A 21,277-nucleotide genomic window follows, 5' to 3' on the forward strand; every position below is an offset into this window, starting at 1 on the left:
AATTATTAAATATCCGTCTGCTTCTAGCTTCTTGATTGTTATTAGTAAATATTTAAAATTCAATATAAATAAACAATAAACGCAAAAAATAATGAAATTTATTAAATAGTTTTTAGCTACAAAATATTTTGAAGATAATTTATAAATCGTATATGCCGATAAAAAAACTAGCGAATTTGTACCGATAGGCATACCACTTATTTGATCTATAAATAGACCGAGAAAAAATATGCTAAAAATATTTAAGGAATATAACGACATAAAATAATAAATAAATATAATTTCCATCGCCGGAAAGATTCTGCTTTGAATATTTATTTTATAACTCACTAATGGAAATAATATTATAAAAAAACATAGCAAAGCAAACAGCAATTTTAATATTATTTGTAAGCTATTTTTATATATTTCCTGTTTTATCTTTAACATAAATAGTTTTTTGTTATATAGTTTTGTACTGTGTCATACCGTGACTTGATCGGCAATTAGGTTGTCATCCCACGACTTGATCGCAGGATCTATATAAACAACATTTTGTGTGGTCATTTTTACTGGACCACGTGTGGTCAAGCCACGGGGGGTGACAATAGAAAAATCGCATCCACCCAACGACCATATCAACCGTATACAAAATATAAATTAATTTTCTATTTTTGTACAGTTTTAAAAAATGAATATGGATTCTACAATAACTCACAACAACTAGGGTTAGGTCTTTTATCATTACCGCTAAGCTCTAATTCTTCTTGTGCCTCGGAACTTGTAGATATAAATAGTTGTTTTGATATAATATTATTTATTGTTGTCGTAGGATCAAAAGACTTAAGCCGTGGGATAGGTAGACTAGGTTTATCTGTTATGTTTTTATTTTTTGACATAAAAACATCCTTTTTAGCTTATAAATGCGTCATTGCCAGAAAATTTAGGCTTTTTATTGCACAGATCGTTTTATGTCATTCCTGCATAGGCGGGGATGACATCAAGTAGGTTTTACCGATCTACGCAACAATGCCTACTCGCAATGACAAAATCTATAATTATTAGGTAATATTTTAACTTTCTTCCTCACTTTGTTCTATCGGTTCTAAACCATATAAAGATATCATACGTTCAAATACTCTACCGGCAGTAGGGGCAGCCGTCCAGCTTGCGGTTGCAAAGCCAAAGCTTTCTTTAGTCGGTTTCGGCTCATCAAATCTAATAAAAATAATATATTGCGGGTTAGATGCAGGCAGCATACCTAAAAACGATGACGCTCTACTATTTTTTAGATATTTCTTTTTTCCCCCTGTCCCTTGTGAAAGTTTTTCTGCCGTACCGGTCTTACCGCCGATAAGATAGCCTTTGACCTCTGCTCTTTTACCGTTACCTTCTTTTACTACCGCTCTAAATAATTTCTTCATTTGGGTAGAGGTATTTTCACTCAAAACTTTTGTACCTATTACTTTTTCATCCTTTCTTTTTAATAAAGTAAGATCATATAAAGTACCGCCGTTAACAACCGGTAACATTGCTCTAACAAAATGCAAAGGGCTAATCGAAATGCCGTAGCCATACGACATAGTAACACTCGTTAACTCATTCCATCTTTTCTCGGAAGGAAATAACGGAGTACCTCGTTCAGGTAATTCTATTTGTAACTGATCTAATAGACCTAATTTCTTTAGGTATTTTTTAAAATTGCTTTTACCGATTTCAAGCATAATTTGACTTGTGCCAATATTTGAAGAATATAGAAAAATCTCAGGTACACTATGCCATCCTTGCCTTGGCGTATAATCCTTAAGCTGGAATCCTCCTACTTTCATATAGCTTATATCATAAGCATCATTCATATTTATTGCACCGGTATCAAAGCCGACTGCCATAGTTAATGCCTTAAACACCGAACCCATTTCGTAAATGCCGAGACTTGCTATATTAAACAGCTCTTCCGGTTTGGCTAAACTCGGATAATGGGGATCGAAATCAGGCTTATTTACTAATGCTAAAATCTCGCCATTATTTGGATCAGCAATAATGCCTACTGCTCCTATGGCCTTAAATTGCTTTAAAGTTTTATCAATCTCCTCACTTAAAATACTTTGTAATCTGATATCAATAGATAATTGAAGCGGTTCTTTCCGATTCTTTGGTTCGTTTAATTCACAATCAGAATTAGTTAAATACTTATCATAAGCGAGCTCTAAGCCACTAAGCCCTACCGAGTCTCTACCTACATAACCGATAACATGCGACAATAAATTAGAAAAGGTATAAATTCGTTTCTGCTCTTCTTCAAATTCAAAACCAAGTAACCCAAGGCTAGTTATCTTTTCTTGCTGACTAGGTAGTAAATCCCTTTTTACCCATATAAAGCTTTTATTTGACTTAAGTTCTGCAAGTAATTTAGCTTTATTAATATCAGGTAGAATTTCTGCTAGCTTTTTTACGGAAGTTTCAGGATCAAGTACTATTTGTGGATTAGCAAATAATGAGGCGGAAGGTAGGTTCACTGCTAATAAATTACCGTTTCGATCAACTATTTCTTTTCTAAATTGATGATTTTTTTTAAAGGAATTAATATTTTTATCGTAAACATTCGTAGCAACGATTATCAATCTGTAAGATAAAATACAAAAAAGAAAAGAAAAGCCACAAATAACCATTAATAATCGGATTTTTGTATTTTTACTACAAACAGTCCAAATTGTTAGACTTTTAATTGTAGGTTTCCATTTTTCCAAAATTTGTTTCATATGTTATTTATGGTGTTTCAAACACTAATATTTCCGCAATCCTTATGTCATTCCCACGAAAGCGGGAGTCCAGTACTTTAAAACCTTTTCAAAACTTGATTTGAAAAGTAAAAAATCTTTGAAATCAAGATTTTTTGAAAAGCTCGATTTATCTCGCTTTACCCTAGATTCCCGCCTACGCGGGAATGACATCGAACGCTTTTTCCAAGCCATACAACAATCCTACCAAGATACGAAGATCAACTTCAAAAAGAGCAAGGAATCCACAAGACGAGGAACAGAGCGTATACTTAATACGTGAGTACCGCAGTACTTGTAGGATGACGTAGCCAATTTTTGAAGTTCATCGAGTATCCTTCACTCTACTCGAAATAGTCTGTATATACTTATTATTTGTAATTCTTTTGTAACGCCATTTACTACTCTTAGCAATACTAATATTATGATTAAATTTAATATTTTGATCGATATTTGGCCCTAACGGATCTTTTATCATTTGATAAGATTTAACTGTTTCTAATTTTAAATAAGCAGCCGCAAGTTTTTCCAATCTAGCTGGCAAAAGTAGATAAGCTTGCTCTGCTTTTAAAATATGAATATTATTATTCTCACTATTTATCTGTTTTACAACGCTACTTAATTGATAATCAAGAGTTGAGACTCGCTCCTTTATGCTAAACAAACTACATATTGCTATAATTGTTATCAATAATGTTAAATAGTGAAGCTTTCTTATACTCATAATTAATTACTCATATATCGCTTTTGCTGCTCGAAGTTTTGCCGATCTCGCTCTAATATTTAGCCCTACTTCTTTATCTGACGGTGCTAGAGCTTTGTTAGTAATAATCTTAAGCCATTTATTTGGATCAATCGTCATGTCGTCTTTAGCATATTTTGATCTTACTACCGGCTTTTCCGAATTTTCTTTAAAGAAATTCTTAACTATCCTATCTTCTAAAGAGTGAAAAGACACCACAACTAAACGTCCGTCTTTCTTTAATATATTTTTTACATTCACTAAAAACTGCTCTAACTCCCCAAGCTCATCGTTTACATAAATCCTAATGGCTTGAAAGGTTTTAGTTGCAGGATCAATTTTACCTTTTCTAAATCCTATACTACTTCTAACAATCTCAGCTAACTTGCCTGTACTATCAATTCTCACCGTTTTTCTGTATTCTATAATTCTCTTAGCAATTCTTCGTGAAAAGCTCTCATCTCCGTATTTGTAAATTACGTCAGCTAGCTCTTTTTCCTCTGCTGTATTTACAAACTCCTCGGCACTAAGACCTTGCCCGCTCATACGCATATCGAGTGGTCCGTCATGCAAAAACGAAAATCCTCTATCTGCTATATCTAACTGCATTGATGAAACGCCTAAATCCAGCACTATCCCATCAAATTTTTTTTCCTTAAGCTTTGCAAAACTATCCGCAAAATTTGTTTCTACAAAATCAAATCTCTCACCATAATTTTGCTGAATTTCTTCGGCTCTTTTAATCACATTTGGATCACGATCCAAGGCTGTGACATAACAGTTACAGCTTTCTAATATTGCTTTGCTGTATCCTCCTGCTCCAAACGTACAATCTAAATAAGACTCACCGTCTTTTAGGCTTAAGGCCTCTAACATTTCATTTAGCATTACAGGCACGTGAGATTGTATCATTAATGAGCATTCCTTAGAGTTAACCGCTTTTCATGAGCAATTTTTTGAGCGGCATTTAAATATTTCTCAAAATTCTGCGGCTGCCAAATCTCAAAAATCACCCCTTTACCTACAAAACATGCTTGCTCTTCGATTCCTGCATGCTTCATTAAAGATTGCGGTAATATAACTCTTCCCTCCCCATCAAAGGAAAGTTGTACAGCTTCCCCGAATATCATAGTCTCAAACGCATCACGCTCCTCGGAATAAGGATCAAGCGTCTCTATCATCTGCCTTAATTTCTCGATATGCGAAATACCGCACACCTCTATACAATTATTCCTAATCGACGGATAAGCAATTACACCGTTAAATAATTCTTTCCCTAGTACCGCACGGTAATTCGCCGGCACCGACACCCTACTCTTTTTATCAACACCATTTACATACTTAGATAAAAATACATTCATTGGTATAATTTGGGTTAATTTGGGATTTAATGGAAAATTATAGGATATTATAGGAATATCAAGGAGTCAAGGGTTTTTAACAAGGATGAGTTAAATTATTAAGATGTCATCCCGTGGCTTGACCACGGTATCCAAAAAAATAATTTAAAATACTAATATTATTAGTATTTTAGAATGGATTCCGTGATCAAGTCACGGGATGACAGAGGGGGAATTGATCCACACAACAACGCCATACAGGAATGACATCGAACCACACAACAAAGCTTAATCCAATGATTTTATGGATTTTTTTTAAGTGATTTTCACCTTAAAAATTCATATTATTTAATATATTAATTTAAGGTAAATGATTATAGTAATTTTATGGCTAAAGTTAGGGAAATAGAAACGAACATGGCTACTCTAATAACAGCACAAACATCTTCTTATGATACAGGTATGGTGTCTGGATGTTACCTTACTAGAACAAGACGACACCCTAACGCCTATTTCTTCTTCCAATTTTATCCCTAGCATTAGTGTTTATCGGCCATTCAAGAAGTACCACTGATATCTTCATCTTCTGCACAAGACTCTGGCTACATCACACTAGATAAACTATTCGAACAGTTTCACATCACTTACGGAGCATATTCTTTTTACCAATCCAAGTTTTTTCAAACCGCTCAACTAAAACATCTTATAAAAAAGGTTTTAGATCAAGGTGATGATATCAATATTCAAGATTCGTTTAATCATACAGTTCTACATAAGGCTATTTACCGCAAACTTTATGATATAACTGAATTTTTACTAGAAAAAGGAGCTTCAACAGAGTTAAAAGATTTAGATGGATATACACCTCTGCAATTAGTTATTCATGAAGGCTACACAGAAATGGTTAAATTACTAATAAATATATGGAGCAGATCATCGAGATAAAAAACTAATAGAATTAGTACCCGATGATAAACCTGAATTAAAAGCTTTTTTAAGCCTTGCAATAGCGTCTCAAAATAATAATTCTAGCACAATAGATAATTCTCTTGTTACCACTAAAGATATAGAAAAATTAAATGATACTACAAATTTCTATACCGGCTCAAGAATATCTAAAATTGTTGTGGTTGCTGATGAAAATCCTGAAGAGCTGGGACTTGAATTAGCTGGTGAAGTACATGAATAGGTTTCTTAAACATACTCAATAATGACCTATAGAACTATTTTAATATAGGTTAATTTAAAAAATATTGACTTATTAATTTTTATTATGTTTTATTTGAAATAATTATTGATTAATGTTAATAATGATTTTATTTTTTACATAAATAAAGGTTAATTATGCCGCAACTTAAAATAGGTATTTTTAAAATACATAAATATTGTAAAAATATAAAAACTACAACTCAATCAAACGCTAACTATCCCCTAAAGAAAAAAACTACTGAAAAAAAATTAAACTCCACGGTAAAATATATAAATATGATCCCAACCAAGATATTTGGACACCGGATACTGAACTTCTTGGAACAGATTATGACACATAATTATAAATCTAGCATTCTTGACTACATATATATTGTGAACAAATGCTAAGTTTGAGCTTTAAAATCTAATTTATGTTTAATTTACCTATTGATAATATTATCGTATTCATATACCTCATATCTATTCTACTTATTGGTATATATTACCGAGCTAAACATAGTAGTTTTAAGAACTATGCAAATGTTGAAAGTAAAGCGCAAAATAGTAAGCTGTTATTAATAGCTACGATATTTGTAAGTTCTGTCGGAGGAGCTACCACTTTCGGCATTATGGAAAAGGCTTTTTTGGGGCATGAATATTATGCTTACGCTCTTATACTTACAATACCTATAGATATATTAATTGCAATCTATATAGTGCCTTTAATTGCCAAACATTACGGAGCTGAAAGCATCGGCGATATCCTGCGTACATATTACGGTAATATAGGTCGTTTTATCGGAGGGGTTAGTTCGGTTATCGTTTCAGTGGGGTTTTTGGCTGCTCAAATAAGCGTAAGCGGCTATATTTTTCAATATATCTTAGAAATAAATGATGTACATGGGGTAATTTTAAGTTATAGTATAGTACTTATATATACTACAATAGGCGGTTTACAATCTATTGTTTTTACTAATTTACTACAATTTTTGGCGATGATAATCGCTATACCAACCATAACTTTTATCAGTTTAAATAAAATTGGTTTTGTAGATTTTATTAATAACCTACCTACGGAAAATGCAAATTTTGATCAGAACAACCTACTTTCTTATACAATTGCAGCAGCTTTAAGCTTTAGCGTCATGAATCTATATCCTACATTTATTCAAAGAGCTTTAATTAATAAAAATCCTACGCAAACAACTAAAGCAATATATGCAAAATCCGCTATATATTTTTTCTTCTTGATTTGCATTACTTTAAATGGTTTAATTACTTATAAGCTTTATCCAAACCAACCGTCAAATTTAGTATTACCTTATTTAATCAACCAAATCATCCCGACTTTAATTCAAGGGATAGTAATAAGCGGACTCTTAGCTGCCGTTATGTCTACTGCTGATTCTGATTTAAACGTTACTTCTATAGCTATTGTTAAAGATATAATCAATCCTATTTTTAAGGTTAAAAATCAGCAAAAATTATTATTAATTGCTCGAATTATTAACGTTATAATAGGAAGTTTTGCAATAATTGTAGCTTTAAAATTTAGTAATGTAATTGACTTAGTAGTATTCTTCACTGGCTTCTGGGGACCGGTAATATTAGTACCGTTAATAACAACGCTTTTTGGTATCAGAACATCTAAAACTATAATGGTCCTATCATCACTTGGCGGAGCAGCTATCTTCTTAATATGGGAATATTATTCTTTATCGTTGCAATATTTCAACCTTAGAGGAGTGTTTATAGGGACGATGGTGAGTCTTGTGATATTTATTCTAGGATGGTGGTATTCTAATGTCATTACGAGGAAAGTCATATAAAATATATTATCTATTTACTTGAAGTTTTAAATAATTTAATATATTAACTCAAGGTTAATAATTGAATTATGAAGATTTTATGTCTAAGCAAAATAGTATTGAAGGAAAATATAGCATAATAATTCCTATTGAAGACAAGAATGGGAGAATAAAATTTAAGCTTAATTCACGTGATGACGTTAATGGCAGCACTTTAGCTGATATAGCTACGTATTCAGAAAATATGCGTAATATGTATTACTTCTACTAAGCAAAAAAATGATGCTGTTAACTCTTTAATGACAGGAGCTTTAAATTATTCTATTCATAGTACAATGACTCCATATTATCCTGACTTAACTAAATTTAATATTAATGATTTATCTCAGAATGATGAACCTAAATTAATAGGCGAAGCATGCCAAGAACTTAAAGATCCTATTGAGGATATAAAAAGCTAGCCTTATTGCATGAATCCAGAAACCTGCTCGATGCCATTCCTGCGGAGGCGGGAATTCAGTGACAAGTAGAAAAATCGAGCTTTTAATTTTTTAAATTTAGTATGTCTAGACTTTTTAGTGACTGGATTCCCGCCTCCGCAGGAATGACATCGCGACTCATATAACTAGGTTTTTCATGAGTTATAATATTAGTTTTTTCTGTGCAAAACATTAAAAATCATCTCAGCAAGTGACTTGTTAATACCATTTACTTTAGCAAGCTCATCTATGGTTGCGTCGCATACTGCTTTATACGAACCGAAATAATGCAGTAATGCTTTTTTTCGAGTTTCACCTACGCCCTCTATATCGTCAAGGCTTGATATTTTTATAGCACGTGATCTACCTAGTCTATGATTCTTGATGGCAAAATTATGTGCCTCATCTCGCAAGATTTGTAAATATTTCATAACCGGCAAATTCTTATCTAGAGTAAATACTTCCTTACCTATCACATGGAACTGTTCAAAACCGGCATTTCTATCTACTCCTTTTGCCATACAAACAAAAGGAATATTCATTTCAAATTTATCCATCACCTCTTTAACGACGCCTAAATGCCCTTTGCCGCCGTCTATAATCATTAAGCTTGGCAATTTATGCGGCTCTTGCCTTAACCTTGTAAGCCGCCTTGTTAGGACTTGCCGGAGCATCTCATAATCGTCACCTTTTATGTCACCCCCACAGTTCTTTATGCCATTCCCGCGAAAACGGGAATCCATTAACCTTTTTGGATCCCCGCTTTCGCGGGGATGACATACGAGAGAGGGAGCATTGACATTAAAAACCCGATATTCTTTTTTATTAAAACCGACTTTACCAGCAACTACCATCACTCCAACCGCAAACTTACCTTGAATATGGCTATTATCATAAATCTCAATTCTTTCAGGAATTTCAGAAAGACCAAATAGCTCTTTAATTTCAAACATAATCTCTTGACTTTTTGCAAATTTCTTCAAATACTGCTCTAGAGAAAATAAAGCATTTGTCTCGGCATTTTGAACTAATTTAGCCTTACCGCCTTTATTAGGTACTGTAATATTAAGCTGAAGTATATTGTTGATTTTCTTAATCGCCTCTATCACATTCTCTTTATCATTAATTTCATGATTAATTATAATTGCCGCAGGCACGTGTTGTTTTTGGTAAAATTGTAATAAAAAATATTCTAATACTTCTTCTTTGGTACTATTTTCGGTAGAAGTAGGAAAATAAGGAATATTACCGCATGCTTGCCCTGCCCTATATAAAAACACTTCCACGCAATAATGCCCGTTCTTTTCTACAATAGCGATTATATCTGCGTCTTTAACGACATCTGAAACCCCTGCCTTAAGCTGCACATAACTAAGTGCTTTAATGCGATCTCTAATTTCTGCCGCCTCTTCAAAACGCATCTGACTACTTAGCTCTTCCATCTTTCTAGATAGGTTCTCTTGGAGTTCTTTAGTGCGACCTTGTAAGAAATCTTTAACCTGAGTTACTAAGTCTCTATAGACTTCCTTGTTTATTTTACCGACGCAAGGAGCATAACAACGTTTTATTTCATATTGTAAGCAAGGGCGAGTACGTGAATTAAAGTAATTATCCGTGCAGGAACGTAATTTAAAAATTTTTTGTAGTTCGGTCAAAGTAGTATTAACTTCCGCACTCGAGGCAAAAGGACCAAAAAACTTCCCGTCACTTAGAGTTTTACCTCGATATTTTAGTAATTGTGGGAAATCATGATCTAAACGTAACTTAATGAAAGGAAAAGACTTGTAGTCCTTCAGAAGAATATTAAATTTCGGCTGAAATTTCTTGATTAGCTGTGCTTCTAAAAGTAGTGCTTCAACTTCGGAATTAGTAATGCTATACTCTAAAAAACAAGTATTTGCAATCATCCGAAGCGTCTTATTATCTAAATTGCTTTTAATGTAATTAGTAAGGCGTTTCTTTAAATTTTTAGCTTTACCGACATAGATAACTTGCTTGTTAACGTCAAACATTCGATAAACCCCTGAACGTTCAGGAGCATCTATAAGTTTAGATTTAATTAACTCACTTCCGGTAATTTCTGGGGTCATGTGTATAGTTTCCTATGTCATGCTTAGCTAAAAGCCGGAATCCAGAAAAAATAACCTTAATGTTTTACTGGACTCCCGCCTTTGCGGGCATGACATAGCAGAGTGCACCATGCAACAATAACCTTCAATTCCCCGTTTTATTATACGGATTGTCATTCGCGACTTTAACATTCACTATTTTTCGTGTATTGTCATCAAAGAAAAAGGTTATTTTAAACTCATCTCCTACATTTAAATCTACTTTTGGGTCATAAAGCATAATATGCATGCCACCGGGCCTAAAATCAACATTAATATTACCGGCAATTGAAAATGGATAATCCACTTTTACCATTTTATTAACCCCTTGATCATTAATTGTTTGATGAATTTCTATTCCACTTATCTTATCTGAAGATATATTCACTAAATTATAACTCTTACTTCTACTATTTATTAATGTAAAATACATAGCAGAATTGCTAACTTTACCTTGCACATTTGTTGTAGGTCTCGCCCAAGGCTGTGCAAAGTGAACGGCTGCCTCTGCAGGTAAATCATCGGGCTGATCAGAAGAAGAATTTGTAGAATTAGGATTTTGAGCTGTTTGGTTATCAGCATAGCTTACTGCACAAATTAAAGTTATAAAACTAATTAGTAATGTTTTTAGCATAAAAATACCCTTAATAAATTAAAATGAAATATTAGCATAGATTAAATATAAATCTAGTTTTTTAAAAGATATTTTTTGTACAATTCTTGTGGTAATCTCTCTATAGCATAACGAACTGCGGTTCTTGGCATTTGTAAAGTATAGCGATCCAAAAAATCTATTAATTGTTTTTCATCTTTTTTTCCTGCTTCACGTAGCATCCAACCTACTGCTTTATGCATTAAATCATGTTTATCGTTTAAAAGTAATTTTGCTATTTCAAAAGTCGTATCTAATGTATTATTTTTGATAAAATACCAAGTAGCAACTATAGCTATTCGTCTTTCCCACAGAATTTCCGATTTTGTTAGTGTAAAGAGATAATCCTTTTCTTTATCCCATAAATAAGCTCCGATTATATGATAAGCTGATGCATCCACTAAATTCCAATTATTTACGTGTTTTATATTGTTTAAATAAAAATTATACAAAAACTCTTTATCTTGTGCTGTCTGATATTGCATAATCAAAATAGCTAACGCTAAAAATCTCTCTTCATCAAATTCTGAAGTAATAAGTCGGCTTAAATCCTCCATATCCAAATTATAATAACTTTTAGCTATTGTACGTAAAGTCGGCACGATAACACCAATAAATCGGTCATGCTCTCCATACTCTCCTTCTCTAGTTTTCAAGAATAGCGTTCTACGTTCTACAGGCATAGTAGCATTCTCAAGTAAAATATTTCTAATTTGTTGTAAATTTTCTCTCATGTTCAATAAGCCATTTTTTACGATGTAATCCCCCGCTATAGCCTCCAAGTTCGCCATTGCTATTAATAATACGATGACAAGGAACAATGATTGCTAACTGATTCATACCATTAGCATTTGCAACAGCTCTATAAGAATTAGGTTTGCCCAAAGCTTTAGCCTGATTTAAATAGCTTCGTGTTTCACCGTAAGGTATATTAATTAATTCTTGCCAAACCATTTTTTGAAATGGGCTTCCTAAAAGCGATATAGGCGTATTAAATTTTTGTAAAGTACCGTTAAAGTACAATTGAAGATCCTCTTCAATCATTAAAATCGGTTCAGTACTTCCAGGAATAATAGCAGATTCTGTCTTAATCCTTAGCCTCTCAATTTCACGCTCCAAACCTCTTCTAGCAACAAACTCTAGCAAATAAAGCAATTTTTCATCACTAATTGCCAGCATAGAACCAAGAGGCGTATCTAGCCAAGCGGATTTTAAACTCATTATTTTACCCTAAATATGATTTCTTAATATTATAATATTGATTTTTTATTTAACAATTTTATATTTTTAAAACTAACAATTTATAGGTAATCACTATGATAAAAGCTCATGTTTTTAAATATTCTCAGGTAATTTTAACCAAGAGGGAACTCACTATAATAAAATTTAGCGAATACAGCGGACTAAGTATACCGGATATTGCTACTATGGCAAAAGAAAGAAGAAAAACCTAACGGAATAATAGATCAGTATAAAACCGGTAAAATAACTACCGCAAAATTTCGTAAGAAAATGAATGAGCTTATACAAGAAAAAAACGGTAATCCTATACGAGATGATGAGGTATTTGATAAAGGCTGGAATGCTATGCACAAAATAGAACCTGAAAAGCTAACAGAGCTATATAACTTACAACAGACGCATAAATTTCATATCCACATTATAGACAATACAAACGAATTACAGTATAATTATATTCAACAAAAAATAGAAAAAGCTCTAAATCAACCTACCATTTCTTATACACTTTCATACAAACTTGGTAACTCAGGTGAGAGAGAATTAAAACATTATACAAAACATTTTTTAGCAGCTCGCGATTATGAACCGGTATGGCATATGGAAGCTCAAAATGACTATGACCAAAACGCTTTAGACATATTAGGAAAATATTACGATAATACGACTACAGATATTATATAAATATTGATAGCTTAAAAATTCTACAATAGCGCATTATGCAATAATTCGCTATTTGTGTTATTTAAGCCAAATCATTTAACTTCATGATCTTTAGCAAAATCAATTAGGCTTTCCACAACATCACTTAAATTTTCATTATTAAAGTCAATCCTCATTTCTTTTTTAACAACATCAAAAAAATAATCATCAAGTGAATTTTTTATTTAAAATGAAAGTGTTTTTTGTCCAATGAACAATTATTTTCTGCTTAATGATGTCATAGGTATCAAGAGCAATTTGAATGGCATTTTCAGGCTGATTTTGATCTTTTTGATTCTGTAAGAAGCTAAGTGATTTTCTATAAAAAGTTATTATTGTTTTGTTAGTGCCGAGTTCACTTGGCACATCATTTTTAAATTCAGCTCTTATTTTTTTAACTCTATTTAAAAGATCACTATCCGATAAACGTTTATATTGTTCAAACATTTCATCATCAAAAATGTTAACCGCTTCAGTTTTAGTAATATGACCGACAATAACATGCTCATCAAGCAACTTCATGATTTGAGCGGTATATATTTTTTTATCCGGTTTTTCTTTATAACGTTTTTCCACTATCTCTTTGAGCTTATTAAATTTTATTCGTATTGTAAATTAACTCGTTCTTTTTCTTCATAAAATTCATAAGAATTAGAAGCTATAGACATCAGATTTTTAAATTTATTCAACAAGAAATAAAACTTATTGCGTATAGCGGCGTCATCAGCTAAATACTGTTCGAGCTGTTCAGAATCCAAATCGTTAGGCACATTTATAAAAATATTTTTAATTTCTTGTAGTAACGGAAAAAGTACTTTTAATTTATCATCTACAAAAAATATAGCATCTTCTAAATCTTCTCTATCAAAATTGTTTAAACCATAATTTTCATAAAATTGATGTGCTTGTTTTAATTGATTCGATAACCCTACATAGTCAATTATGTAACCGTATTCTTTAGTTTTCCCTTTTTCTTCAAATAGACGATTCGCACGAGCAATTGCTTGTAAAAGATTATGCTCTTTATAATTCTTGGCATATGTAAATAACGACATTACGCGGTGCATCAAAACCGGTTAGTAATTTTGAAACTACAATTAAAATTTCAGGATCATTGGAACTTTTAAATTTTTTAATAATTCTATTATTGAATTTTTCTCCATATTGTTCCCTCATGTTTTTTATAAATTTATCTACTTCATTTTCGCTTTCAATATCTTTATAACCGTCCTGGTCATCAGTAGAAGATATAACAACTTCAGAACTTACTTGTCCTATATCATCTAAAATTTTTTTAAAACGAATGGCAATTAATCTAGAAGAAGCTATTAACATACCTTTTAAACCCGTGCCTTTAAACGTTTTTAAATAGTGCGTTGAAATATTCAAATGCTTTGGCATAAATAGCTTCCTTTGTTTGAGCAAGCATCTTTGAGCAACTGAATCTTGTTTTCAAAGCTGCTTTTTCTTCTTTATTTAATCCATTAGTAATCATATCAAAATATTTATCAAGCAATGATTCATCTTCAAGAAATATTTTAAATTTATTAATTACCGTAGTTATAATAGATACATAGCTTCTAATTAATTTAATTAGCTCTGCCGATGTAGTGGCAAGTTTAGGTTCAAGTCCACGAGCTTTAAAAGTACTTTCGATTTGTCCGTCAAGTTCAATTCTATCGGTTATAATTATGATACGTGGACTCACAAGATTAGCGGATTTTAGTAGACATTTGGCAATCATTACCATTGTTAAAGATTTGCCCGTACCTTGCGTGTGCCATATTACCCTACCTTTTCTAATGTTATGCTTTTCACGTTCTCCTATCCTTTTTATAGTTGCATGCGTACCGAAAAATTGATGATGACGAGCTATTTTTCTTACATCATTATCAAAAACACAAAAATTTTTAACTAAATCAAGTCATCTTTCAGGATGACATAGAGCATAAAGTACTTTATCTTGCTCGGTAGGTTCTACGCTACCTGCTAATTGTTGTTTATCAAAATAATTTCTACAAGTAGCAAAATCACCGGCCTAAAGAAGATTTTTGACCTCTTCAGTTAACGGCTTGTTAATTAAGTTACGTATAATATTGATATTTTGTTTTTTTCTCCCTCTTCTCGCCAAATACTCCAATATTTGTCCGAGCTGCCTACAGTAACATATTTCGCTTCATTTTTATTTATAGCAATTAATAATCATAATGAAAAAGATGCGGTATTTCATCTGATTTTTGATTACGTATATGCTGAGATATAGCTTGATCTAATGACTCGATAGGCGATTTTTACATTCAATTACTACAAAAGGTATGCCATTAACGAATAATACAATATCACATATACGTATACTACCTTTACGTATTTTGACTCTACCGGCATTTCAAAAACAGCATGATAAACATTATTTTTAGGCGTTATACCTACAATACTATCGGGAAAGGCTGCATCGAAATCAAGTATTGCAGTAATTCCTATGTTAGCTGCAATTGCTAATACAATAGTTCCTTTAGGAAATAACCTACTTACTTTTAAGCCTTTTTCGTTTACAGTTTGGATAAAAGGAATTTCACCACCGTAATATCTAGGGTCATTTCTTGGACAAATAGAAAACTTACCACGTTGAATATAAGCTATCTCTCCAAGGGTACTCTTGAATCATCCTTTAACAACCCCAAGCTCTTTTAGATGAATATCCAGCTGTGAACGTATATTTACTAAATCTTTTTCGAATTATTGGATTTCTTTTTGCAGTTCTGCTATGTTAACTTCTTCCTCATTCTCATATGTATCAATATAACGGGGAATATTTAAATTATATTTATTGTCACGAATTTCTTCGATATTTGCTCGATGAGAATATTTTTCAATGATTTTTCTATTTTTATAAGTATCAACAATTTTATTAATATGCTCGTCTTCTAAAAAATTCTGCCCTTTACCTGCGTTAAAAAATCCACTAGCATCGATAAATAATATATCTTTTCGTTGTTCGTTTTCTCCTTTCTCTTCTCTTGAGCGATCAAATACTAAAATAGCAACAGGAATACTAGTTGAAGTAAAAAGATTAGCAGGCAGACCAATTACTGCATCTAATAGATTATCTTCGATCAAACTCTGACGAATTAAACCTGCGCTTCCCCCACGAAATAATACGCCGTGCGGTACTACTATAACAGCACGTCCACTCCGCGGCTTAGTGGTTTTAATCATATGCAAAATAAAGGCATAATCTCCCTTACTTTTAGGAGGGATACCACGCTCAAAACGATTATACTCATCATTAGCTGCGTTTTCATGCCCCCATTTTTCTAAACTAAAGGCGGGTTAGCAACAACTATATCAAACTCCATAAGCTTATCGTTTTCAAGTAACGCCGGATGATTTAGTGTATCACCCCAATAAATATGTGCTCCGCCTTCCGCATGCAAAAACATATTCATCTGTGCTAATGCCCATGTTGTATTAGTCATTTCTTGACCGTAAAGTACATAATTATCATCCTCTACTTCTTTAGCCGCTCTAATTAATAGTGAACCCGGAGCCACAAGCCGGATCACAAATTGTATTGCTGGACTCCGGAGCAGCAAGCTTGGCAAGTAAAGTTGATACGGCAGCAGGAGTATAAAATTCTCCGGCTTTTGTGCCTGCATCTGAAGCAAAGCGTGATATTAGATAAATATAACATTCGCTTATAATATCTGCACTGACTCTATCGGGACTTAAATCTAATTCCGGTTTGTTAAAATCTTCTAACAGCATTTTTAAACGACGATTTCGTTCTTTGATCTTACCTAAATTATATTCTGAGTTAAAATCGACACGAAATACTTCACCTAATTTAGCAGAGTGCTCCTTTTCTATTTGTTCTAAAGCTTCATTTATAAGTTCACCGATATTAGATGCTTCTCATTGTCCGAAAACATCATAAAAATTTGCACCTTGCGGTATTACAAATTGTTCTCGTTTTAATTGTTGTTCGGCTCTTAAAGGTTCGTCTTTATATTTTTCTTCATATTTTTTTGCATGCACTTTCCAAACATCTGAAATATATTTAAAGAATAGCATTACTAATATGTAATCTTTATAATTTGCTGCATCCATCACACCGCGAAAAGTATCACAAGCAGCCCAAGCAGCACTATTTATTTGACTTTGTTTTACTTGATCAAGCATATCTTTATTTGATTTATTTTATCTAGTGATAGATTATATAGGTTAAAAATTGCAAAACAACCAATCTAGTTTTCATAAAAATAGATGGTAACAATTATTTTTCAACTATATGTTTGTTTATAGCTCAAAATTAATAATAAAATATTTAGTTATAAATAAAAACTTACTTAATTTGAAAAATTAGTTTATTTGCAGCATATGGAATTTTTAGAAAATTTAGAAAGGTTGGAAAACCTGAAGATATTTGGTGGAGACAAAGGGGTTCAAACCTGCGACCTTCTGTGTGACAAGAGGGTCTATTTTTATATAATTCGAGAACTATCATAATTTCTTCTTATTTATCCCCTGAAATCCTAATAGTTATAACGTTTTAATCAATCTTATTCAAATAGTCCTTGAATACTATTTTAGATTGCCTTATCTAGCAATTATTATTAAATTCCAAGTCAAATTTTAATTAAATGGAACATATTGGGAACATTATAATTTCGTCAATTGCTATGAATTTTTTTGTAATGATATTAATTTATTAACTAATCTGTTTTTAGTTAGCAATGCCATAATATTCTTTAAAATTAGGACTTGCATATCCTTTTTAATCGAGTTATATCAGTCAACTTATGGTTAAATATAAAATTTAAATTAAAAAATAATTATGACTAAGGACTCATTTAATTTTACACATAGCGAGCTTATTAAAATTACAATGCCCAAAGAAGGTCAAGTAAAATATAAAGACGATAAATTACAGGGCTTAGTATTAATGGCATCTTATGGCGGTAGTAAAACTTTTTATTATGGTAAAAAAATAAACGCTAGGTACAAATTAAAGTAATGACTTAACTAAGGCTAAAAAACTTAGAACTGCAAACGTAGCAGTGGAAAGGTTTAAAAGAATATTTAATAAACTTATTACATGGGGTTTTCTTGAAAAGAACCCTATATATGATGATAATATAACACTTAATGATGAAGAAGAACGAGTTAGATACTGATTAGCAAAAGAAATACAAGCTTCTTTTAAGCATTAAAAAATGCTAACACCGTTAATGAGAGATTATGTTTGTATTTCTCTTTATACTGCTGCTAGGAAAGGAAATGTATTGGCAATGGCATGTGGAAAGATATTAATTAGGAAAAAAAGACTTGAGAAATTCCAAATACTAAAAATGGGAAACCGCATGTAATACCACTATTACCACCAGCTATAGATATATTAGAAAGAAGAAAAAAAGAAAGCCGACACAAAAGAAATAATTAACGAGTGGGTATTTCCAAGTCCTAGAAAAAGTAAAACAGGTCATTTACAAGAACCTAAAAAAGCTTGGAACAAAATTATTAATAAAGCAAAAATAGAAAACTTGAGAATACACGATCTTCGTAGAACCTTAGCCAGCTGGATGGCAAGTGAAAATATTGATACAAATATAATAGGTAAAACTCTTGGTCATAAAAGTATTAAGTCTACTCTAATTTATGCAAGGCTTAATGTTAAGGCAGTAAGAACCCACATGGCATAAGCACTAGAGAGAAAAATACCGATTATTCAATAATGAATATTGTGGCATTTATAACGATTTTTAATAACTTTGAGTTTATTTATATTAATTATCGCTATTTTGTTCGATAGACCAAATATATTTAACATAATTTTCAATTTAAAGCAAAAATAATACTAGATTTATTAAATTATCCGAGCTAAATATAGGTCCGGTAATATTGCATAAGGTAATATAAAACGTAGAAATTAGCCAAAGTCGACAAACCAATCTAATGCCTACGCACCATTTGAACAATCAAAATTATGACAAAAAATAATACCCCACAATCAAAACACAAAAAAGCTAATCTTAATAATTCAAGAAATACTTCTAAAGTGACCCAAAAATCACATAATAGCTGGGAACACCAAACAAAGCTTTTACCGGTAGTTGCTAGCTTAAAATCCTTAATGGAAGGTGGTAGCGGCAGAAACCATATACAAGAAGATAATTCAGAAAGTGATTGTGATATTCATAAATGTATGATTTTACAAAATGCACTAAGAACCACACAACATGAAGTCATGACTTTAAAAACCGCACAACATGAATTTACTTCACGTTACATAGGAGAACTGCTTTGTTTTTATGAAATGCTACACAATGATATTACTGAATTCTTAAAATTAGAACGTGATCAAGAAAAAAGCCTTAATTTAACAAACATTAAAAATACTATAGAAGCACTAATAAAACATAGTAACAAATTAATTACTTTCACTAATACTTTGTCAAATACTAATCCTTTATTACACAAAAAGATTACTTCTAAAGAACTATTCTATAATAGATTTAATGAAACAGGAAGCAAAGGAAAAGAATTTAAGACTCAGCTATATACCTAAGGATATACCTTATACTATAGTTGGGGATTATTATAAGATTAGCAATATATTAAAATATTTAATCACTAATGCAATCGAATATAATGCTAAGGGTGCTATTACAGTAACTGTTAATTCATTTGATAAAGCTCACCAAGAAGTAAAATACGATAAGCCTAAAGAAGTTGTTTTAGAATTCATAATAAAGTCGAGCACACCGATTCTATCTAAAGAGGAAGAGCAACTTATATATTGCTATAATGCTATAACAAAAATTCCGTTTCAATTTAAACATAGCTATAGTAAAACAGTTAGTAAACGAAATGGGCGGTGAGCTTGATGTTATAAGTACTGCAAAAGAAAGCACCGTTTTTGTTTGTTTTTTACCTATAACTTTACCGTTTATTGATAATATAACTAACGAAATAGAATAAATTAAAATTCTTAGCAGAAGATAGAAACTGATTATTTGGTTTCTAATCCTCTGTTTATGTGAAATTTGTCTGAAGAATTAATATAAGCTAATAATTTTTATATTTTTCTTTAACCAATAGCAAAAGTAAAAGTACTATTTAGATTACCCTTAATTTAGGATGTATTTAAGCTTCTTTATCCAAATAAATCCTTTGAATAATCAATTTTTTCATCACTTAATATAAAGCTTTCTTCTGTTATAGACTTTGAAGGAGCAGGATATTCTTGATAACTAACTTCTTTATTCTCTAATTTTTGTAATCTAGTAGTAATTAATGCATTTATTTTATTATTCACTGGTAAAGATAAATTCCTAGTTATTGAGGTAATGTCTTTAAGATTCATTTTTTCAAGAAGTAATTCTGTTATGTCAGTATCACCATTGCTAACAGCCCAATGTAATACAGTTTGACAATGCTTATCAACTGCATTTAAAAGTTGTGATAATTTATTTAAATCAGTGCTAAGAACGCTTAATAGTTTTGTAACTATATTTTTATTACCACTATGCACTTCTAAATGTAAAACAATATAGCTGTTGCTATCTTCAATTGATTTGATAATTTTTTCAAAATCCATTGCTTCAAGAAGTAATTTTGTTATATTTTGTATTACCTTTGCTAATCGCTAAATGTAATTGCAGTTTGACCACTTTCATCAACAGAGTTTACAAGTTGCAACAATTTTTCTGTGTCACTTAAAAAGCTAAACAATTTTTGAACTATTATTAAATTACTATTTTGTACTGCCAAATGCAAGACAGTATATTTATTACTATCTTTAGTTGGTTTAATAATAGTGTCAGTATTCATATACTCAAGAAGTAACCCAACTATTTCAATGTTTCCTATATCAATAGCCATATGTAAAGGAGTCTGCCCATTTTCATCACATATATCGGTAAATTCTGAAGCAGTCCTCAGCACTGGCTTAACTTTTTCTATACTATTATCTTGTACGGCTAGATGTAATAGATTTTTCTTAATTTCTCTTTTTAAAATAAACTACCTTATTTATCTTTTTGTTACAACTACTTGAAGTTTATTTAGATCTTGTAACAGTGGTTGAATTGCCGGTTGATTACAAAATGTTTCTACTGCAGTTAGCAATCTATCAAACTTCTGTAATTTTGCTAAAGTCGTAATACCTCCCTTTTGTGCAAGATTAATCTTCCCTTTATATTTTATTAATAAATTAATTGTTTCCTCTCTACGAGCAGCAGATGAATCTTGTAATGCACGC

Annotated in this window: 26 protein-coding genes and 6 pseudogenes; 9 read left to right on the forward strand and 23 right to left on the reverse strand. The window is 31.6% G+C overall.

Annotated elements, in window-relative coordinates; all coding sequences use genetic code 11:
• The 7 genes from O6R16_RS05555 to mraZ form a co-directional block, all read right to left on the reverse strand.
• On the reverse strand, nt 1-429 hold a 429-nt coding region (locus O6R16_RS05555), incomplete at its 3' end, for a hypothetical protein (RefSeq protein WP_499680352.1).
• A 254-nt stretch (nt 430-683) separates the two neighbouring features.
• The gene (locus tag O6R16_RS05560) at nt 684-878 is read right to left on the reverse strand and encodes a hypothetical protein (RefSeq protein WP_499680353.1); all 195 of its coding nucleotides are present in this window, start codon (nt 876-878) and stop codon (nt 684-686) included.
• 174 nt (nt 879-1,052) lie between these two features.
• On the reverse strand, nt 1,053-2,738 hold the full coding sequence (locus O6R16_RS05565) for a peptidoglycan D,D-transpeptidase FtsI family protein (protein ID WP_499680354.1): 1,686 nt from the start codon (nt 2,736-2,738) through the stop codon (nt 1,053-1,055).
• Nucleotides 2,739-2,780: 42 nt separating this feature from the next.
• Nucleotides 2,781-2,951, reverse strand: a complete 171-nt coding sequence (locus O6R16_RS05570; protein WP_499680355.1) for a hypothetical protein — start codon at nt 2,949-2,951, stop codon at nt 2,781-2,783.
• A gap of 130 nt (nt 2,952-3,081) precedes the next feature.
• Nucleotides 3,082-3,480 carry a cell division protein FtsL gene (gene ftsL / locus O6R16_RS05575; RefSeq protein ID WP_499680356.1) on the reverse strand — a complete coding sequence of 133 codons (399 nt, stop codon included), beginning with the start codon at nt 3,478-3,480 and terminating at the stop codon, nt 3,082-3,084.
• A gap of 6 nt (nt 3,481-3,486) precedes the next feature.
• Nucleotides 3,487-4,410, reverse strand: coding sequence for a 16S rRNA (cytosine(1402)-N(4))-methyltransferase RsmH (rsmH, locus tag O6R16_RS05580; RefSeq protein ID WP_499680357.1), 924 nt, complete (start codon nt 4,408-4,410; stop codon nt 3,487-3,489).
• Nucleotides 4,410-4,859, reverse strand: a complete 450-nt coding sequence (gene mraZ, locus O6R16_RS05585; protein ID WP_010977464.1) for a division/cell wall cluster transcriptional repressor MraZ — start codon at nt 4,857-4,859, stop codon at nt 4,410-4,412. The genes rsmH and mraZ overlap by 1 nt, the downstream gene beginning before the upstream one ends.
• A gap of 720 nt (nt 4,860-5,579) precedes the next feature.
• On the opposite strand from mraZ, the gene O6R16_RS05590 reads away from it, so the two are divergent.
• The 4 genes from O6R16_RS05590 (at nt 5,580) to O6R16_RS05605 (ending at nt 8,298) form a co-directional block, all read left to right on the forward strand.
• Nucleotides 5,580-5,783 carry an ankyrin repeat domain-containing protein gene (locus O6R16_RS05590; protein ID WP_499680373.1) on the forward strand — a complete coding sequence of 68 codons (204 nt, stop codon included), beginning with the start codon at nt 5,580-5,582 and terminating at the stop codon, nt 5,781-5,783.
• Nucleotides 5,784-6,460: 677 nt separating this feature from the next.
• On the forward strand, nt 6,461-7,858 hold the full coding sequence (locus tag O6R16_RS05595) for a sodium:solute symporter family protein (RefSeq protein WP_499680358.1): 1,398 nt from the start codon (nt 6,461-6,463) through the stop codon (nt 7,856-7,858).
• A gap of 79 nt (nt 7,859-7,937) precedes the next feature.
• Nucleotides 7,938-8,108, forward strand: a complete 171-nt coding sequence (locus O6R16_RS05600) for a hypothetical protein (RefSeq protein WP_499680359.1) — start codon at nt 7,938-7,940, stop codon at nt 8,106-8,108.
• A 28-nt stretch (nt 8,109-8,136) separates the two neighbouring features.
• Nucleotides 8,137-8,298: a hypothetical protein gene (locus tag O6R16_RS05605; RefSeq protein ID WP_499680360.1), complete on the forward strand. Its 162-nt coding sequence runs from the start codon at nt 8,137-8,139 to the stop codon at nt 8,296-8,298.
• A 188-nt stretch (nt 8,299-8,486) separates the two neighbouring features.
• Here O6R16_RS05605 and uvrC read toward each other — a convergent pair whose 3' ends face one another.
• From uvrC to O6R16_RS05625, 4 genes are all read right to left on the reverse strand, one after another.
• Nucleotides 8,487-10,406, reverse strand: coding sequence for an excinuclease ABC subunit UvrC (uvrC, locus tag O6R16_RS05610; protein ID WP_499680361.1), 1,920 nt, complete (start codon nt 10,404-10,406; stop codon nt 8,487-8,489).
• Nucleotides 10,407-10,530: 124 nt separating this feature from the next.
• Complete coding sequence (locus tag O6R16_RS05615; protein ID WP_499680362.1) at nt 10,531-11,058, reverse strand: copper chaperone PCu(A)C; 528 nt, start codon at nt 11,056-11,058, stop codon at nt 10,531-10,533.
• Between the two features lie 53 nt (nt 11,059-11,111).
• Nucleotides 11,112-11,810, reverse strand: coding sequence for a DNA alkylation repair protein (locus tag O6R16_RS05620; protein WP_499680363.1), 699 nt, complete (start codon nt 11,808-11,810; stop codon nt 11,112-11,114).
• Entirely contained in the window at nt 11,785-12,297 is a 513-nt protein-coding gene (locus O6R16_RS05625) for a methylated-DNA--[protein]-cysteine S-methyltransferase (protein WP_499680364.1), read from the reverse strand. Before O6R16_RS05625 ends, O6R16_RS05620 begins: the two co-directional genes overlap by 26 nt.
• A 291-nt stretch (nt 12,298-12,588) precedes the next feature.
• Between O6R16_RS05625 and O6R16_RS05630 the strand changes: the two are divergent.
• Nucleotides 12,589-12,777: pseudogene (locus O6R16_RS05630) on the forward strand (hypothetical protein); the annotation flags it as partial.
• 408 nt (nt 12,778-13,185) lie between these two features.
• Here the strand turns inward: O6R16_RS05630 and O6R16_RS05635 are convergent.
• The 9 genes and pseudogenes from O6R16_RS05635 to O6R16_RS05675 all read right to left on the reverse strand — a co-directional run bounded on the left by O6R16_RS05635 (nt 13,186) and on the right by O6R16_RS05675 (nt 17,196).
• Nucleotides 13,186-13,593, reverse strand: a complete 408-nt coding sequence (locus O6R16_RS05635) for a hypothetical protein (RefSeq protein ID WP_499680365.1) — start codon at nt 13,591-13,593, stop codon at nt 13,186-13,188.
• Nucleotides 13,594-13,616: 23 nt separating this feature from the next.
• Complete coding sequence (locus O6R16_RS05640) at nt 13,617-14,072, reverse strand: hypothetical protein (protein ID WP_499680366.1); 456 nt, start codon at nt 14,070-14,072, stop codon at nt 13,617-13,619.
• Nucleotides 14,041-14,512, reverse strand: a pseudogene (locus tag O6R16_RS05645) (type I restriction enzyme subunit R domain-containing protein). The gene O6R16_RS05640 and the pseudogene O6R16_RS05645 overlap by 32 nt, the downstream one beginning before the upstream one ends.
• Before the next feature lie 42 nt (nt 14,513-14,554).
• Nucleotides 14,555-14,893 (reverse strand): annotated as a pseudogene (locus O6R16_RS05650) (DEAD/DEAH box helicase family protein); the annotation flags it as partial.
• Nucleotides 14,894-15,286: 393 nt separating this feature from the next.
• Nucleotides 15,287-15,385, reverse strand: a complete 99-nt coding sequence (locus O6R16_RS05655) for a type I restriction endonuclease (protein ID WP_499680374.1) — start codon at nt 15,383-15,385, stop codon at nt 15,287-15,289.
• Between the two features lie 98 nt (nt 15,386-15,483).
• Nucleotides 15,484-15,657, reverse strand: a pseudogene (locus O6R16_RS05660) (hypothetical protein); the annotation flags it as partial.
• Between the two features lie 96 nt (nt 15,658-15,753).
• Nucleotides 15,754-16,580, reverse strand: a pseudogene (locus O6R16_RS05665) (N-6 DNA methylase).
• Nucleotides 16,543-16,782 carry an N-6 DNA methylase gene (locus O6R16_RS05670; RefSeq protein ID WP_499680367.1) on the reverse strand — a complete coding sequence of 80 codons (240 nt, stop codon included), beginning with the start codon at nt 16,780-16,782 and terminating at the stop codon, nt 16,543-16,545. Before O6R16_RS05670 ends, O6R16_RS05665 begins: the two are co-directional and overlap by 38 nt.
• Nucleotides 16,783-16,929: 147 nt before the next feature.
• Nucleotides 16,930-17,196 (reverse strand): type I restriction-modification system subunit M N-terminal domain-containing protein, encoded by a 267-nt coding sequence (locus O6R16_RS05675; RefSeq protein WP_499680368.1) that lies wholly within the window; start codon nt 17,194-17,196, stop codon nt 16,930-16,932.
• A 706-nt stretch (nt 17,197-17,902) separates the two neighbouring features.
• Between O6R16_RS05675 and O6R16_RS05680 the strand changes: the two genes are divergently transcribed.
• The 4 genes from O6R16_RS05680 to O6R16_RS05695 all read left to right on the forward strand — a co-directional run bounded on the left by O6R16_RS05680 (nt 17,903) and on the right by O6R16_RS05695 (nt 19,895).
• The gene (locus tag O6R16_RS05680) at nt 17,903-18,031 is read left to right on the forward strand and encodes a hypothetical protein (protein ID WP_499680369.1); all 129 of its coding nucleotides are present in this window, start codon (nt 17,903-17,905) and stop codon (nt 18,029-18,031) included.
• Between the two features lie 421 nt (nt 18,032-18,452).
• On the forward strand, nt 18,453-18,716 hold the full coding sequence (locus tag O6R16_RS05685) for a tyrosine-type recombinase/integrase (protein ID WP_499680375.1): 264 nt from the start codon (nt 18,453-18,455) through the stop codon (nt 18,714-18,716).
• A gap of 284 nt (nt 18,717-19,000) precedes the next feature.
• On the forward strand, nt 19,001-19,582 hold the full coding sequence (locus O6R16_RS05690; RefSeq protein WP_499680370.1) for a hypothetical protein: 582 nt from the start codon (nt 19,001-19,003) through the stop codon (nt 19,580-19,582).
• Entirely contained in the window at nt 19,533-19,895 is a 363-nt protein-coding gene (locus O6R16_RS05695; protein WP_499680371.1) for a hypothetical protein, read from the forward strand. The genes O6R16_RS05690 and O6R16_RS05695 overlap by 50 nt, the downstream gene beginning before the upstream one ends.
• Before the next feature lie 275 nt (nt 19,896-20,170).
• On the opposite strand, the gene O6R16_RS05700 is transcribed toward O6R16_RS05695, so the two are convergent.
• The 3 genes and pseudogenes from O6R16_RS05700 to O6R16_RS05710 form a co-directional block, all read right to left on the reverse strand.
• Nucleotides 20,171-20,614, reverse strand: coding sequence for an ankyrin repeat domain-containing protein (locus O6R16_RS05700; RefSeq protein ID WP_499680372.1), 444 nt, complete (start codon nt 20,612-20,614; stop codon nt 20,171-20,173).
• 41 nt (nt 20,615-20,655) lie between these two features.
• A complete protein-coding gene (locus O6R16_RS05705; RefSeq protein WP_499680376.1) occupies nt 20,656-21,036 on the reverse strand; it encodes an ankyrin repeat domain-containing protein in 381 nt (126 codons plus the stop codon).
• A 12-nt stretch (nt 21,037-21,048) separates the two neighbouring features.
• Nucleotides 21,049-21,277 (reverse strand): annotated as a pseudogene (locus tag O6R16_RS05710) (hypothetical protein); the annotation flags it as partial.

Origin of the sequence: Candidatus Rickettsia tasmaniensis (genome assembly GCF_036857515.1) — a bacterium.
Lineage (GTDB): Bacteria > Pseudomonadota > Alphaproteobacteria > Rickettsiales > Rickettsiaceae > Rickettsia > Rickettsia rickettsii.

What these genes read in the sequence shown, in the direction of transcription:
- O6R16_RS05570 (WP_499680355.1), bottom strand. Translation starts at nt 2,951, where the DNA reads ATGGCTTGGAAAAAGCGTTCGATGTCATTCCCGCGTAGGCGGGAATCT.
- O6R16_RS05595 (WP_499680358.1), top strand. Translation starts at nt 6,461, where the DNA reads ATGTTTAATTTACCTATTGATAATATTATCGTATTCATATACCTCATA.
- mraZ (WP_010977464.1), bottom strand. Translation starts at nt 4,859, where the DNA reads ATGAATGTATTTTTATCTAAGTATGTAAATGGTGTTGATAAAAAGAGT.
- O6R16_RS05690 (WP_499680370.1), top strand. Translation starts at nt 19,001, where the DNA reads ATGACAAAAAATAATACCCCACAATCAAAACACAAAAAAGCTAATCTT.
- O6R16_RS05670 (WP_499680367.1), bottom strand. Translation starts at nt 16,782, where the DNA reads ATGCTGTTAGAAGATTTTAACAAACCGGAATTAGATTTAAGTCCCGAT.
- rsmH (WP_499680357.1), bottom strand. Translation starts at nt 4,410, where the DNA reads ATGATACAATCTCACGTGCCTGTAATGCTAAATGAAATGTTAGAGGCC.
- O6R16_RS05620 (WP_499680363.1), bottom strand. Translation starts at nt 11,810, where the DNA reads ATGAGAGAAAATTTACAACAAATTAGAAATATTTTACTTGAGAATGCT.
- ftsL (WP_499680356.1), bottom strand. Translation starts at nt 3,480, where the DNA reads ATGAGTATAAGAAAGCTTCACTATTTAACATTATTGATAACAATTATA.
- O6R16_RS05625 (WP_499680364.1), bottom strand. Translation starts at nt 12,297, where the DNA reads ATGAGTTTAAAATCCGCTTGGCTAGATACGCCTCTTGGTTCTATGCTG.
- O6R16_RS05680 (WP_499680369.1), top strand. Translation starts at nt 17,903, where the DNA reads ATGCCCAAAGAAGGTCAAGTAAAATATAAAGACGATAAATTACAGGGC.
- O6R16_RS05640 (WP_499680366.1), bottom strand. Translation starts at nt 14,072, where the DNA reads ATGTCGTTATTTACATATGCCAAGAATTATAAAGAGCATAATCTTTTA.
- O6R16_RS05560 (WP_499680353.1), bottom strand. Translation starts at nt 878, where the DNA reads ATGTCAAAAAATAAAAACATAACAGATAAACCTAGTCTACCTATCCCA.
- O6R16_RS05700 (WP_499680372.1), bottom strand. Translation starts at nt 20,614, where the DNA reads ATGGATTTTGAAAAAATTATCAAATCAATTGAAGATAGCAACAGCTAT.
- O6R16_RS05675 (WP_499680368.1), bottom strand. Translation starts at nt 17,196, where the DNA reads ATGCTTGATCAAGTAAAACAAAGTCAAATAAATAGTGCTGCTTGGGCT.
- O6R16_RS05565 (WP_499680354.1), bottom strand. Translation starts at nt 2,738, where the DNA reads ATGAAACAAATTTTGGAAAAATGGAAACCTACAATTAAAAGTCTAACA.
- uvrC (WP_499680361.1), bottom strand. Translation starts at nt 10,406, where the DNA reads ATGACCCCAGAAATTACCGGAAGTGAGTTAATTAAATCTAAACTTATA.
- O6R16_RS05605 (WP_499680360.1), top strand. Translation starts at nt 8,137, where the DNA reads ATGACAGGAGCTTTAAATTATTCTATTCATAGTACAATGACTCCATAT.
- O6R16_RS05600 (WP_499680359.1), top strand. Translation starts at nt 7,938, where the DNA reads ATGTCTAAGCAAAATAGTATTGAAGGAAAATATAGCATAATAATTCCT.
- O6R16_RS05695 (WP_499680371.1), top strand. Translation starts at nt 19,533, where the DNA reads ATGAAACAGGAAGCAAAGGAAAAGAATTTAAGACTCAGCTATATACCT.
- O6R16_RS05615 (WP_499680362.1), bottom strand. Translation starts at nt 11,058, where the DNA reads ATGCTAAAAACATTACTAATTAGTTTTATAACTTTAATTTGTGCAGTA.